At 44.6% G+C, this 14,150-nt stretch carries 15 protein-coding genes; 6 read left to right on the top strand and 9 right to left on the bottom strand.

Annotation, left to right across the window (positions count from 1 at the left end):
* Positions 1-23: 23 nt before the first annotated feature.
* The 6 genes from folK to NFI81_RS20635 all read right to left on the bottom strand — a co-directional run bounded on the left by folK (position 24) and on the right by NFI81_RS20635 (position 4,003).
* Positions 24-515 (bottom strand): 2-amino-4-hydroxy-6-hydroxymethyldihydropteridine diphosphokinase, encoded by a 492-nt coding sequence (gene folK / locus NFI81_RS20660; protein WP_234615226.1) that lies wholly within the window; start codon positions 513-515, stop codon positions 24-26.
* A gap of 88 nt (positions 516-603) precedes the next feature.
* Entirely contained in the window at positions 604-843 is a 240-nt protein-coding gene (gene rpmB / locus NFI81_RS20655) for a 50S ribosomal protein L28 (RefSeq protein ID WP_026632020.1), read from the bottom strand.
* A 92-nt stretch (positions 844-935) separates the two neighbouring features.
* Positions 936-1,622, bottom strand: coding sequence for a response regulator transcription factor (locus NFI81_RS20650; RefSeq protein ID WP_234615227.1), 687 nt, complete (start codon positions 1,620-1,622; stop codon positions 936-938).
* Positions 1,622-2,872 (bottom strand): sensor histidine kinase, encoded by a 1,251-nt coding sequence (locus NFI81_RS20645; protein WP_234615228.1) that lies wholly within the window; start codon positions 2,870-2,872, stop codon positions 1,622-1,624. Before NFI81_RS20645 ends, NFI81_RS20650 begins: the two co-directional genes overlap by 1 nt.
* Positions 2,873-2,914: 42 nt before the next feature.
* Positions 2,915-3,760, bottom strand: coding sequence for an N-acetylglucosamine kinase (locus NFI81_RS20640; RefSeq protein ID WP_234615229.1), 846 nt, complete (start codon positions 3,758-3,760; stop codon positions 2,915-2,917).
* A 3-nt stretch (positions 3,761-3,763) separates the two neighbouring features.
* On the bottom strand, positions 3,764-4,003 hold the full coding sequence (locus NFI81_RS20635) for a cytochrome b5 domain-containing protein (protein ID WP_234615230.1): 240 nt from the start codon (positions 4,001-4,003) through the stop codon (positions 3,764-3,766).
* Positions 4,004-4,140: 137 nt separating this feature from the next.
* Here NFI81_RS20635 and NFI81_RS20630 point away from each other — a divergent pair, with 137 nt between their 5' ends.
* The 3 genes from NFI81_RS20630 to NFI81_RS20620 all read left to right on the top strand — a co-directional run bounded on the left by NFI81_RS20630 (position 4,141) and on the right by NFI81_RS20620 (position 6,707).
* A complete protein-coding gene (locus NFI81_RS20630) occupies positions 4,141-4,596 on the top strand; it encodes a lipocalin family protein (RefSeq protein ID WP_234615231.1) in 456 nt (151 codons plus the stop codon).
* Positions 4,597-4,700: 104 nt separating this feature from the next.
* The gene (gene thiL / locus NFI81_RS20625) at positions 4,701-5,720 is read left to right on the top strand and encodes a thiamine-phosphate kinase (protein ID WP_234615232.1); all 1,020 of its coding nucleotides are present in this window, start codon (positions 4,701-4,703) and stop codon (positions 5,718-5,720) included.
* Positions 5,721-5,843: 123 nt separating this feature from the next.
* Entirely contained in the window at positions 5,844-6,707 is an 864-nt protein-coding gene (locus NFI81_RS20620) for a hypothetical protein (RefSeq protein WP_234615233.1), read from the top strand.
* Positions 6,708-6,759: 52 nt separating this feature from the next.
* Here the strand turns inward: NFI81_RS20620 and NFI81_RS20615 are convergent, their stop codons facing one another.
* Entirely contained in the window at positions 6,760-7,590 is an 831-nt protein-coding gene (locus tag NFI81_RS20615; RefSeq protein ID WP_234615234.1) for an aminotransferase class IV, read from the bottom strand.
* Positions 7,591-7,729: 139 nt separating this feature from the next.
* On the opposite strand from NFI81_RS20615, the gene NFI81_RS20610 reads away from it, so the two are divergent.
* Together NFI81_RS20610 and NFI81_RS20605 are read left to right on the top strand one after the other, a co-directional pair.
* Entirely contained in the window at positions 7,730-8,701 is a 972-nt protein-coding gene (locus NFI81_RS20610) for a polyprenyl synthetase family protein (RefSeq protein ID WP_374759491.1), read from the top strand.
* Positions 8,702-8,728: 27 nt separating this feature from the next.
* A complete protein-coding gene (locus tag NFI81_RS20605; RefSeq protein WP_234615236.1) occupies positions 8,729-9,349 on the top strand; it encodes a rhomboid family intramembrane serine protease in 621 nt (206 codons plus the stop codon).
* Here NFI81_RS20605 and NFI81_RS20600 read toward each other — a convergent pair.
* Complete coding sequence (locus NFI81_RS20600; RefSeq protein WP_234615237.1) at positions 9,341-10,000, bottom strand: phosphatidylserine decarboxylase family protein; 660 nt, start codon at positions 9,998-10,000, stop codon at positions 9,341-9,343. The genes NFI81_RS20605 and NFI81_RS20600 overlap by 9 nt on opposite strands.
* 134 nt (positions 10,001-10,134) lie before the next feature.
* Positions 10,135-13,482, bottom strand: a complete 3,348-nt coding sequence (secA, locus tag NFI81_RS20595; RefSeq protein WP_234615238.1) for a preprotein translocase subunit SecA — start codon at positions 13,480-13,482, stop codon at positions 10,135-10,137.
* 294 nt (positions 13,483-13,776) lie between these two features.
* Here secA and NFI81_RS20590 point away from each other — a divergent pair, with 294 nt between their 5' ends.
* A complete protein-coding gene (locus NFI81_RS20590; protein WP_234615239.1) occupies positions 13,777-14,010 on the top strand; it encodes a PspC domain-containing protein in 234 nt (77 codons plus the stop codon).
* The last annotated feature ends 140 nt before the right edge of the window (positions 14,011-14,150 follow it).

Genomic DNA, 14,150 nt, shown 5'->3' with positions numbered 1-14,150 from the left:
GCCTACAATGAAATGGTATTTTTTTATGAAATTTTTGATACGACGCCGCTATCCGTACATAGATTCAACAATTCAAGGGACGTTTTTTTGAGAAGCGGGTTCATAAAATCAGGTGCAATTTCGACAAGCGGAATCAGGTTAAAAAGGCGGTCCTGAAGACGGGGATGTGGTAATGTGAGCCGGGCACTATCCAGTACCAATGCATTGTAATACAGCAGATCAATGTCGATCACGCGGGCTCCCCAGCGTTCGTAACGAACGCGGCCGAGCTCGTGCTCAATGTCCAGTATGATCCTTAAAACTTCGTCGGGAGCAAGTTCGGTCTCAACGCGGATCACCTGGTTCAGGAATGCGGGCTGATCGGCCAGTCCCCAGGGTTCTGTTTCGTAAAGCGAAGATTCGCCGGATATCAGGCCAACCCTTTTTGCAATTTGTTCTCTCGCAGAAGCAAGCACAGCCTGCCGGTCGCCGAGATTCGAGCCTAATGAGAGAAAAATGCTTTCAGAATCAGCCATTCCTGCGATCGGTGTGAGTGGAGTGCACGGCGCATGAAAAAAGGACTTCCCGGATAGGAGAAGTCCTTTTTAAAACTCGTAAATATTTTTAGAACGTAAGTGTTCCTTTGTCGTATGCTTTTTGAATCGTTGCTTCAATACCATTCTTGTTGATAGTACGAAGAGCAGAAGTAGCTACTTTTAACGTAACCCACTCTCCTGTCGAAGGAAGGAAGAAACGTTTCTTTTGCAAATTCGGGAAGAATTTACGCTTTGTTTTATTATTAGCGTGAGAAACGTTATTTCCAACGCGAGTTCTTTTACCTGTAATTTGACAAACCTTAGCCATAACCTTACTTTTTTTCCAAATGAGGGTGCAAAGATGCGTTATTATTTTTTTTTGAGCAAACTTTCGTAAAACATATTTTAAAAAAAAATGGCCTACCACCTCATTCTAAACCCTACGCCGTGAATATTATCAATTTTAATGTCCGGATCGGCTGATAGATATTTCCTTAATCTTGAAATAAACACATCCAGGCTGCGGCCCATAAAATAATCGTCGTCGCCCCAGATCGCCTTCAAAAGCTCATCCCGGCGAATGACCTGATCGGGCCGTTCTGAGAGATATTTCAGCACTTCCGCTTCCCGGAATGTTAAATTCTGACTGCTTCCGTTAATGGCTAATGTCAGTTTCTGAAAGTCGAAAGTGTATTTCCCCACTTTGCTTGAATCCGTTTTCGCCACCAGTGGCTGCTCCGATTTGCTCCGGCGCAGAAACACATCAATGCGCAATTTGAGCTCTTCAATGCTGAATGGCTTGGTAATGTAATCGTCGGCACCAAGTTTGAGGCCTTTAATCTTGTCTTCCTGCAAAGCGCGGGCTGTCAGAAAAAGGATGGGAACCTGGCTGTCGGAATTACGGATTTTTTCTGCCAGTGTAAATCCATCCATCTTAGGAAGCATAATGTCCAGCACGCAGATATCGAAATGATCTTTCCCGAAATATTCCAATGCTTTCACGCCGTCCGGCGCGTGAACAACTTCATAATCATACTCTTCCAGATTATCTTTCGTCGCGAATGCCAGGTTCGGATCGTCCTCGACGTATAATATTCGTTTTTTCATTATGCTTGTTTCTGGGGAATTGATATTTTAAATGTGCTTCCTTTTCCAAGCTCGCTTTCCAGATCCAGCTTCCAGTGATGTGCGCGGACGATCTGTTTTACGTAGCTGAGGCCGATGCCAAACCCTTTCGCATTATGCACGTCCCCGTACGGAACGCGGAAAAACTGGTTGAAAATTTTCTTTCGATATTCCGGTGCAATGCCAATGCCATGATCCTGAACAGCAATAACCAAGCATTTACCTTTATTATAAGTCTCGATTCTCACGTCGGGAGTGTCATTTGAGTATTTCAATGCATTGTCGATCAGGTTATTGATCATGCATCTGAAATGAAATGGATCTGCTTCGATCAGCGTATTTCCGGCGTGATTCAGGAAGGTGATCTTGTTTTCAAATGGCAGCAAAACCGATTCTATAATGTCTTCCGAGCGCATTACTTCTTTTTGCAGCGTCAGCACATTGCGCTCCGCTTTGGCCATGGACAGCACCATTTCCACTTGCCCCTGCAACCTCAAAATTTCATCCTGAACAATTTGGACATATCTTTTATGGCGCTTTGGCTGATTTACAATGTTGTCGGAATTCAGCACATCCGCCGCAATGCGAATCGTTGAAATGGGTGTTTGCAGCTCGTGTGTCATGTTATTAACAAAATCCCGCTGCACTTCCGATAATTGTTTTTGCCTCAAAATCACAAAAAGCGCGTAAGCAAAAAACGAAACGGCAACTAAAACCAGGACAGAAGACCAGATCGCTCCATTAATGGTGCCCGCGAAATACGTGTCCTGCTCAGGGAACCGCACACCGAAATAATAGGGATACTTATCTGTTTTGATCCAATTGGAAGTGGGTGTCGGGATTTTATCATTGTTTTTCGTACTCAGCGACATGCCGTAGCGCATTCGGTTGGTCGTGCAATCGTAAATCCCAACCTCAAAATCTGTGATCAGGTTATTTTTTTGAAAACTGTCTTTGATAAAATTTTCAAGCAGATCCGGTTGCGTAGTGGCATTGGTGTTCACCAAAAAATACTGAGGCGATAATTGCTCTACCGGGTTTACGCTTTGCATTACGCCATTCACCTTCGCCAATTTGGTTGCCACGTCCTGCAACGCAACGTGTGCGTTCTGGTTGAACTGCCTGTGCCTGAGATCCAGCGCCTGCTTCACCCAATAGATCTGCGTGATCACCACACCAATGATGAGTAAGGCAGAAAAAACGGTGAGTGACTGAATGGTACGTCGTGACATTTCGCAGGATTAACGTTCGTTGCTTTTTTTATTGTGAACCGATCAGGAATAATACTGCAAAAGTCCTTCCAGCGGCGACCGCAGAATGCGTCCCGACGTTAAACCTTTCTTTTCCAAAACCGTTTTTAAAATATCCTGATAATAAAAAGCAATAGAGCCTGTAAAATGAACAGGAACGGTTTCGGCTTCTTTATGTTTACAAATGTATTTTTCTACAAAAAGCGTAAAAGCATTTTCAATCAGGTTTTGCAAAAATGAATGTGTTCTGTGCGCTGCTATAAATGTTGAGAAAGACGCAAAATAACGGTTAGGATAAGGTTTTTTGTAAGCATTATCCAAGACTGATAATCGGTTTAGATCGGGATATTGATTAGCAAAACTTTCATGCAGATCCGCCGGCAGTTCATTTTGTAAAAAATGAACAACCAATGTTTTTCCCAAGTAAGAACCGCTTCCTTCATCACCCAGCCAAAAACCCAGCGAGCCAATGGAACGGACAATGTTTGCACCATCATAATAAGCATTGTTTGCCCCCGTTCCCAAGATACAGGCTAAACCGGGCTCATGCCCGCACAATCCGCGCGCAGCGCCCAGCATATCAGACGCAACTTCGATCATGTTAGCCGAAGAAAAGCACTTCGTTAATGCGTCAAAAACAGGCTTACCAGTCTTTTCATCTGCACAACCAGCACCGAAAAAGTATACTTTTTCAACTGTTCCAAGAAGATTAGGAACAACTTCCTTTTCCAGAACCGGAATGATTTCCTCAGCGGTCTGGTAAAATGGATTGATCCCGGCCGATTGGAACGAATGTTCTCCTTCTGAATTTTTAATGACCCAGTCCGTCTTCGTTGATCCGCTATCCGCTATTAAGTATGATTTCTGCATGGATTATTTTTCCTGTGACTGCAATTTTCCGATGGCGCTGAAACGCTCGAAAACCTTTTCGGTGTGCGGCGCGTCGCCCAATTCTTTGGTCAGGTCCTGCCCTGCCCAATGTTCATAATGATGCCCGTTTCGCCAAAGTCTCGACGCGCCCACGTCATAAATAATGCCTTTGTATGCACACCAGATCTCTTCCCGGTCCTGCCCGTTCCGCAGCGCGAGCTGCGCTTTTGTATATTCTTTCATTAATGCCATTTAAGCCGCAATTTAGTGATTACGGTTTTTCGGTTCGAAATTAAAAATGATCTTGGATGAATATTTTGATAATAAGACTAAAATGTAAGAACTTGGCGTTCTGTTAAAGAAATTCAAGAAAACGAAATATGAAAAAAAGTTACTCTTTAATTTGGTGTACAATACTGGCACTTACCTTGATTGCAACCGGATGTAAGAAAAAAGTGAAGCCCGTTTCAGAACGTATTGCAAAGGCCTGGACGGCAGAATCGGTGAAGCACGGGCCAACAGTTGTTTACACCAGAGGAGGATCCACCAATGCTGTTCCTGCTTACTCGGCTTTCAGACTAACATTAAATGATGCATCCGGCACTAAAACGGTTTCCTATACTGATTTTGACGGCAGCACATTCAGCGGGGTATGGGAACTGGACGGAGATTCCAAGCTGATCCTTAAAGAGTTGACTCCTCAACCAACCGGAAGCGGCGGAACCATTGAATTTACAATCACATCCCTTGATGACGCCAGATTGGTCCTTACCAGACTGAAAACCAGTCCAAAAACGGGCGGAACAATCAACGAATACACATTAAGCAATCCGTAATATTCCCCACCGGCATTTTTAAAAATGCTTTTGAGATAAACCATCATATAGCGAAGCCATTTCTACCAGGAAGTGGCTTCGCTTTTTTTAGCTAATTTTGCACCATGGAAACAAGAACTGAAATAAGCAGCCTGGGTGAGTTCGGGTTGATAAAAAGAATAAATAGCGGAATAAAAACGACATTACCGGATACGATAAGGGGAATTGGTGACGATGCAGCGGTGATTGACACAGGTGAAGAATATGGCCTGCTTTCATCCGATCTGCTCCTGGAAGGCGTGCATTTTGATCTTACATTTTTCCCTCTGAAACATTTAGGTTACAAAGCCATCTCCGTTAATGTTTCGGACATTGCGGCCATGAATGGCATTCCGAGACAAGTCACTGTGAATCTGGCATTAAGCAACCGGTTTTCACTGGAGGCGATAGATGAATTATATGAAGGGATGAAAGTGGCTTGCGCGGATTTTAATGTGGATCTGGTGGGTGGAGATACTTCGTCGTCGAGATCAGGATTACTCATTTCGGTAAGTGTTTTTGGAAAGGTTAATAAGGATAAAATCACTTATAGAAATACGGCGAAACCCAATGATCTGCTTTGTGTTACGGGCGATCTGGGTGGCGCTTATCTGGGTTTGCAATTACTGGAAAGAGAAAAGCAGGTTTTTCTGGCCAATCCTGAAATGCAGCCCGAACTGGAAGGTAAGGATTACGTAATCCAGCGCCAGCTTCGCCCCGAAGCACGTATGGACGTCGTATATGAGCTGGCGGAAGCAGGCGTGTTGCCTACTTCCATGATCGACGTTTCGGATGGACTGGCTTCGGATCTGCTTCACATATGTGCGCAATCGGGTGTGGGTGCGGTGGTTTTTGAAGAGCGGATTCCTATTGATGAGCAAACTTACCTGGCGGCTTCAGAACTGAACATTGGGCCGATAACTGCTGCAATGAACGGTGGTGAAGATTATGAACTGCTTTTTACTGTTCCCCAGGCTTCTTATGATTTGATCAAAAATAATCCTAAAATCAGCTTCATAGGCTACATAACGGCCAATAAAGAGGAAATTGTGCTCCACACCAAAGGCGATAGCCGCGTGCCGATTACGGCCCAGGGTTGGAGCTGAAATTAATTACCACATTCGAAAAGCATAGCCTCCGGTTATGCTTTTTTTGTACGCAACCATCGGAAGGCTTTGCTCGTATTCACGACAAACCAATTCATCTCTAACAATAAAAATTTGAATCCGATGAAAATTTTCAAGCTTTCCCGCATGGTTTTTGCCCTGGGATTCGTCATGTCAGTCGTCATAGCCTGCTCGGACGACGATGACGCCGATCCAGATCCAATTCCCGTTGCTAATGATGTCCAGCTCAAAGACAATTCCACTTTGGGAAAAATTTTGACTGATAAGGACGGTAAGACATTGTATTTCTTTTCAAAAGATGCCAATGGAAATTCAGCGTGCTCCGGCAACTGCGAGGCCAACTGGCCTGTTTTCTCTGTTGCAGACCTTAGTAAGCTTAAAATCGATGGCGGGCTGACTGCCAGCGATTTCGCGACCATTACCCGTGCTGACGGCAAACCACAAACCACTTATAAAGGATGGCCATTGTATTATTATAAAAATGATGCAGCTGCCGGTGAGGTGAAAGGTGAGAATGTAGGTGGAATATGGTTTGTCGCCAAAACGGATTACACGGTTATGCTGGCCAATGCCCAGCTTGTTGGCCTTGATGGCAAATCTTACCTGGCTGATTATAAAGAAGGAACGGCTGAAACGCAGTTTTTCGTGGATGACATGGGGCGGACATTGTATGCGTTTGCACGCGATTCTTCTAACAATAACAATTACACAACCAATGATCCGGTGAAGGACGCAGCGTGGCCGATCTATGTTGCGGACGAGGTTAAGGGCACCCCGACAGGTGTGGACAAGGCGTTGTTTGCAACCATTGATGTTTTTGGCAAAAAACAACTTACCTATAAAGGATGGCCGCTTTACTATTTCGGGCCTGATGAAATGAAAAGAGGCATGACCAAAGGTGTCAGCGTTCCAAGACCTGGCGTTTGGCCCATCGTTAACAAGGATTCACCGAATGCGCCTAAATAAATTAGCTTATTACGAGAATCGGAAAGTGGCGGCCAACTGGCTCGCCACTTTTTTATTTGCCCCAATCGGTAACCAGTTTTTCGAACAATTGCTGCAAGAGAAGTGTCCTTTTACCAGCTTCCCCGCTGCCAACGGGCAAATCGCCGATTTGCACAACGGGCATTACCCATTTGGTAGTGCTGGTTGTGAAAACTTCGTCGGCCAAAATCACTTCTTTATACAATACCGGCCTGATCTCTACTTCAAAATGAGGCTTGGCAAGCTCCATCACAACTTTTCTTGTAATGCCTTTCAAAATATTACGATCCGAAGTGATGAGCTTGTCGCCGTGAAAAATGAAAATGTTGCTCCTCGTCAGCTCACTGATTTCGCCGTCTTTATGGAAAAGCAAATCAGCAGCTTGTTGACGCCTCAGCTCGTCGGCCATTAAAACCATATGGACGTAATTCGTCGTCTTCACTTCCGGCAAGTCGCGGACATAGTCGTAAGGCAGGACTTTAATGCCTTTCAACCGTCCCGCAGGATTGTCCTGAGGCAATGGTTCTGTCCGGATCAGGAAATTGGGCTGCACAACATGCACGCTATCGGGCGCATAACCGCCGGTCAATACAAAGCGAAAAGCGACTTCCTGCTCACCCGACATAGCGTGCAGGTCGGCCAACACCTTCTCCGTTATCTGTTGCGTTACAGGCAATGTGAGTTTCAACAGCCGGGCCGAATTTTCAAAGCGCTGCCAGTAATCATTCCAACGGAAAGGCACGCCATTATAGGTCCTGAAATAGTCAAAAAGCCCAAAACCACGAAGCAATCCAAGATCATTGGTTTTAAAAATCGGACTGTCGATAGGAAGGATTTCTCCGTTGAAATATTGGTGAAAGGGCATGCTGAATGAATTAATATATGATGGGCGGAATCTCAAAGTTATTAATTTTCCCTACTTTGCATACATATCTAATCAAATCACAACGTTACTATTTTACCCGTCAGATTTATCTGAACGGATCTTTTTTACTCTGCGAATGATTAAACCCGAACAATTACTGCGGACGCTGCAAATTGAATTTGAAAAGCAATCTTACGGCGAACATCCCATTGAGCTTTACGAGCCTATTCGCTACATTATGTCGCTTGGCGGGAAACGTTTCCGTCCGTTACTAACATTGCTTGCCGCTTCTATATATTCCGATAATTGGGAAAATGCCATTAAACCAGCCATGGCAGTAGAGGTTTTTCACAATTTCACATTAATGCACGACGACATTATGGACCAGGCCCCGCTGCGAAGAGGCAAGCCGACGGTTCATGAAAAATGGAATGCGAACACCGCGATTTTATCAGGAGATGTCATGTTAATAAAGGCTTACGACCTGTTACTGGACATTCCGGCCGAGAAGCTGCGCCGTGTTTTGGAGAGATTTAATAAAACAGCCGCAGAAGTTTGCGAAGGCCAGCAGCTGGATATGAATTTTGAAATCCGCTGGGACGTTACCGAAGAGGAATACCTGGGAATGATTCGCCTGAAAACGTCTGTTTTACTGGGTTTTGCATTGGAACTGGGCGGAATTATCGGTGGCGCAGATGAAGAATCCATTCAGCTTTTGTATTCGGCCGGCGAAAATATGGGGATTGGTTTTCAGCTGAAAGATGATCTTCTGGACGTTTACGGCGATCCTGACAAGTTTGGCAAGCAAGTGGGTGGAGATATTATTTCCAATAAGAAGACATTCTTACTCATTGAAGCTTTGTCCAAGGCCGATAATGGTTCCAAAGCCGAGCTGGATAGATGGATTGGTTTAGAGACTTTTGATAAGCAGAAAAAAGTGGCTGCTATAACTGCCATTTATGAAAATCTAGGCATCCGGGCGTTTACCGAACAGAAGATCCAGGAATATTTTACCAAAGGGCTTTCCAGCCTGCACGCACTAAAAATAGATGAAAGAAGAAAAGAACCATTGCTGCAATTTGCTGAGCAATTGGTAGAGCGAGAAAAATAATAGCTATTCAAACATTTAAAATCGACCATGTCAATAACCCTCATACTCGTCATTATCACATCCGGCATCAGTTATTACGCATTGAACAATTATAGTTTAATGGAAAAGCTGATTCTTAATCCCTACAAAGTCACGCAGCGGAATGAATATTATCGCTTCGTTACATCGGGCTTTGTTCACGCCGATTTTGGGCATTTGATCTTTAATATGCTCAGTTTGTGGTTTGTAGGAGAAGGAATTGAAAGACTTTTCGGAATGCTGTTCGGGCCGAGCGGAACATTCTATTTCCTGTTCCTTTACATTGTCGGGATCATTGTTTCTGATATTCCCACATTTTTAAAACATAGGAATAATTCCAAATACAACTCTCTGGGTGCCTCTGGTGGCGTTTCAGCTGTTCTTTTTGCCGCGATCCTTTATTCTCCGTTAATGCAGGTTTGTCTGTATTTCTTTATCTGTATGCCCGGATTTATCTTTGGCTTGCTCTTTCTGGGATATTCATTTTATGAATCCAAGCGCGGAACAAGTTATGTGAACCACAGCGCGCACATGGTTGGGGCCATTTTCGGATTTATATTTATGGCCGTGGTTTATCCGAGCGCAGTTCCCGGGTTCTTGCAGCAAATTTTGAGCTGGCGATTATTTTAATTCTGCCAGCACAGTTACGCTGCCCACTGTTTTGTCCTGTAAATTCACCTTTACGTCGGCATCGAGCGGCAAGAAGATATCCACACGCGATCCAAACTTGATAAAGCCCATTTCCGTGCTCTGCTCAACCTGATCGCCTTCCTTCACATACCAGCGTATGCGGCGGGCGGCTGCGCCGGCAATCTGGCGGAATAATATCTCAATGCCTTCAATGGTTTTAATAACCACGGTTGTGCGCTCATTATCCGTGCTGGACTTTGGGTGCCAGGCCACGAGATAAAGTCCGGGATGATATTTGAAATACTGGATCACCCCGCTAATCGGGTTCCAGTTGATATGCACATTCAGCGGAGACATAAAAATGCTGATCTGTCTCCTTGGGCCGTTAAAATACTCACTTTCAACCACTTCTTCGATCACAACCACTTTCCCGTCACAGGGCGCAACAATTTGTCTATCACTTTTATGCACCACACGCTTTGGAACGCGGAAAAACTGCACGACAAGGAGGAAGACGATCACACTGCCAATCAACACCAATCTTGGGATCCAAAAACCATCGGGAAGCATGTAATGTATCCCTAAGTTTATCAGTATCAATATAATGGCTGTTATGGCCATGATGGTGTAGCCTTCTTTGTGCAGTCTCATGCAGGGTAATGTTTCGTTAATGACTTGCTGTAAAATACAAATATCGTATAAATACTGATTTCCTTTCAATCAAAAGCCCTGCCAATCCATTCAGACAGGCAGGGCTTTACAATTTATTAATGTTTTGTGACTGATTATTCGATCACAACGCAGTCTCCGTTTTTTACTTCCTGCTCTACTTTCTTGAATTTTACATCACGCAAAATCCGCCCATCGCGATACTGAACAGACACTTTCTGGTTCCTGTCGGCGATTTTAATGGTGCGAACAGGCTGCGCTTTGGTTGTCGACTCCATGTTGCGAGCGTACTCGTTAGGGCCACCGTCCAGTTCAGCATCGAAGTCTTCTTCACGGTTGGTATGCAATGCAGGGGCCGGAGCCGGGCGACGCACGGTTTGTTGCACCGCAGTAGCCGGAACTGCCTCTTCCTGAGGAATATCCGCCTTCATTAAGAAGGAGATCATATCAAAATTCACTTTGCTCAGGAAGCGTTTAAACAGCTCGACCGATTCGAATTTATAGATCAACAAAGGATCTTTTTGTTCAAATACAGCATTCTGAACGGATTGTTTCAAATCATCCATTTCACGCAAATGCTCCTTCCATTCCTGGTCGATCAGCGAAAGCACAATGGCTTTTTCCATTTCGTTCGTGATCTCTTTTCCACCATTTTCAATTGCTTTTTTCAAGCCAACCACAACGCCGGTCTGACGGATTCCGTCGCTGAAAGGAATCATGATCTCGGAAATGGTTGCACCACGCTCCGCATTAATCGAACTCAAAACCGGCAACGCCTTTTCCGCTATGCCTGAATTTTTGTCCTGATATTGCTTTTCAGCGGCGCTATAAAGTTTTTGCGAACGGTCCGCAGGCTTCAACGATCCATATTCCGACTCACTGTAAGGCACTTCCATACCCAATGTGGTGATCACAGCCAGTTCAAGCTCTGCATAAGAATTTGCTGAGCTTACCAGCTCGTCACAAACATCATATAGTGTATTGGCAATGTCAACTGCCAAACGTTCTCCGAACAATGCATTGCGGCGACGTGTATAAATGGCGTCACGCTGATAGTTCATCACGTCATCGTATTCCAGGAGACGCTTACGCATGCCAAAGTTGTTTTCCTCCACTTTTTTCTGCGCACGTTCAATGGATTTGGTGATCATCCCACTCTGGATCACTTCACCTTCTTCCAGTCCCATTCGGTCCATCACCTTCGCCATCCGGTCAGAACCGAACAAACGCATGAGATTATCCTCCAATGAAACAAAGAACTGCGATGAACCGGGGTCACCCTGACGACCTGAACGACCGCGCAGCTGCCTGTCTACACGACGGCTTTCATGGCGCTCCGTACCAATGATGGCAAGCCCGCCTGCTTGTTTTGATTCCGGTGTCAATTTAATATCCGTACCACGACCGGCCATGTTCGTCGCAATGGTGACAGTTCCCGGCTTACCGGCTTCTGTCACCACTTCCGCTTCACGCTGGTGTTGTTTGGCATTCAAAACCTGATGCTGGATTTTTCTCAATGTAAGCATCCGGCTGATGATCTCCGAATTCTCAACCGAAGTTGTACCCACCAAAACAGGTCGTCCGGCTTCTACAAGCTCTACGATTTCATCTGTTACCGCATTGTATTTCTCACGCACCGAACGGTAAACTTTATCTTCATGATCTTTCCGAACCGCATTGACATTGGTAGGGATCGAAACAACATCCAATTTGTAGATTTCCCAGAATTCGCCCGCTTCTGTCTCCGCCGTTCCGGTCATACCGGCCAGCTTGTGATACATACGGAAGTAATTCTGCAATGTAACCGTCGCGTAAGTTTGTGTTGCATCTTCTACGCGCACATTCTCTTTCGCTTCGATGGCCTGGTGCAAACCATCGGAATAACGACGACCGTCCATAATACGACCCGTCTGCTCATCGACGATCTTAACCTTTCCGTCCATGATCACATATTCCACATCTTTTTCAAAAAGCGTAAATGCTTTCAAAAGCTGATTAACCGTGTGGATACGAGCTGTTTTTATGGAATAATCGCGGATTAATGCTTCTTTCCTGATAATGCGCTCCTGCTCATTCAGCGACGTATCTTTTTCTATCACATCCAGATCAACCGCTATGTCGGGCAGGATGAAGAAATTGGACTCTTCCGATTCGCCGGTAAGAAAATCGATTCCTTTTTCTGTTAATTCAATGCTGTTATGACGCTCGTCGATTGTAAAATAAAGCGGCTCATCGGCCACCGGCATCAATTTCTGATTTTCAGCCAGATAAATAGACTCTGATTCCTGCATCAGCGCCTTAATACCAGATTCACTCAGGTATTTGATCAAAGGCTTGTATTTGGGCATCCCGCGGTGTGCACGGAACAATGATAATGCTCCTTCTTTTTTATCACCGGCCGCAATTTTCTTTCTGGCGTCATTCAGGAAATCCATGGCCAGTTTTTTCTGCGCTTCAACGATCCTCGAAACGCGCGGCTTCAATTCCAGATATTCCTGCTCATCACCACGCGGAACCGGTCCGCTAATGATCAATGGAGTACGTGCATCATCTATCAAAACGGAATCGACCTCATCGACCATAGCGAAATGGTGCTTCCGCTGAACAAGCTCTTCCGGTGTACGTGACATGTTGTCACGGAGATAGTCGAAACCAAATTCGTTGTTGGTTCCGTAAGTTAACGATGCTTTATATGCGTTGCGGCGGGCAATGGTGTTAGGCTGGTGACGGTCGATGCAATCGACGCTCATTCCGTGGAATTCAAAAAGAGGCGCATTCCATTCCGCATCCCGTTTGGCCAGGTAATCGTTCACGGTTACAATGTGGACGCCGTTTCCGGCCAATGCATTTAGGAATGCAGGAAGCGTTGCAACAAGCGTTTTACCTTCACCCGTTGCCATTTCGGCGATTTTCCCCTGGTGTAAAACCACACCACCGATCAGCTGCACATCGTAATGCAGCATATTCCACTTAATAGGCTGGCCAATTACATCCCAGGTTGTGTTCCAGTATGCCTTGTCACCTTCAATGACAACATGGGACTTTTTCGTAGCAACTTCTCTATCGAAGAACGACGCGGTAACTTCCAGCTTGTCATTCTCTTTAAAACGCCGGGCCGTTTCTTTAACAATAGCAAAGGCTTCTGGCAAAATATCCAAAAGAATCCTTTCCAATTCTTTATTACGATCCAGGTCCAGCGCATCAATCTTCTTGAAAATCGCTTCTTTGCTATCCACATTCGGTTCATCAGCAGCTTGTTGTCTCAAAACAGCGATCTGATCGTCGATGGATTTAAGGTTGTCGGAAATATGTTGTTTCAGACCTTCGGATTTTGCCCGGAGTTCATCATTGGTTAAGGAAGCCAGGAGCGCATATTCGGCACTGACTTTATCAACGTACGGAGTTAACTCTTTTAAATCCCGTTCTGATTTTGTGCCGAACAGCTTTGAAAATATTTTAAACATGATTTTAGTATATGTTTTTAACCGATCATTTACAGAAAAATAATTGCGCCTGCGCGTCTAACCGTGTCAGATTGTCAGCAAAGCTATCATTTTCAATCTCAAAGGTAATTCATTGCCAATAGTATTGTGTATGAATAATTAGAATCCTAATGTAACTCTAATGTTTTTTGCCGTTTGCTCAACCAAATTTAGTGCCCGTACTCACGGCAGAAGACCGTTTATACTAAATTATTACAACTACTGGGTAATGCATAGTACCTTTAAATTATCAAAGAAAAATAAATAGCCATAGCCATGAACAACAACAGATTATTTCGCAATACCAATAGTAAAGTTTTGGGTGGTGTAGCCTCCGGGATCGCCGATTATCTGGACATTGATGTAACGATTGTCCGGGTACTTTTCGTCCTTGGCGTTTTCATCCCGGTCACTTTCCCGATCATTCTGTTTTACATTGTCCTTTGGATTGTCATGCCTGACGGTTCAAAAAGACCCAAACCACTGGAAGAAAACAGATATTCTGCATAAATATTAAAAGTCCCATCAGCAAAGACTTGGTAGTTACAAACCACCGGAAAACAAATTCCGGTGGTTTGTTGTTTTATATTTAATTCCTATTTTTACCAATGGTATGCAGGCATACTAATTCTCAAAACGCCTGTGACTTG

This window comes from Dyadobacter fanqingshengii (assembly GCF_023822005.2).
In the GTDB taxonomy this organism is placed as follows: Bacteria; Bacteroidota; Bacteroidia; order Cytophagales; family Spirosomataceae; genus Dyadobacter; species Dyadobacter fanqingshengii.
The sequence above is the reverse complement of the archived record's forward strand: the minus strand, read 5'-3'. Positions and strand labels throughout refer to the sequence as shown.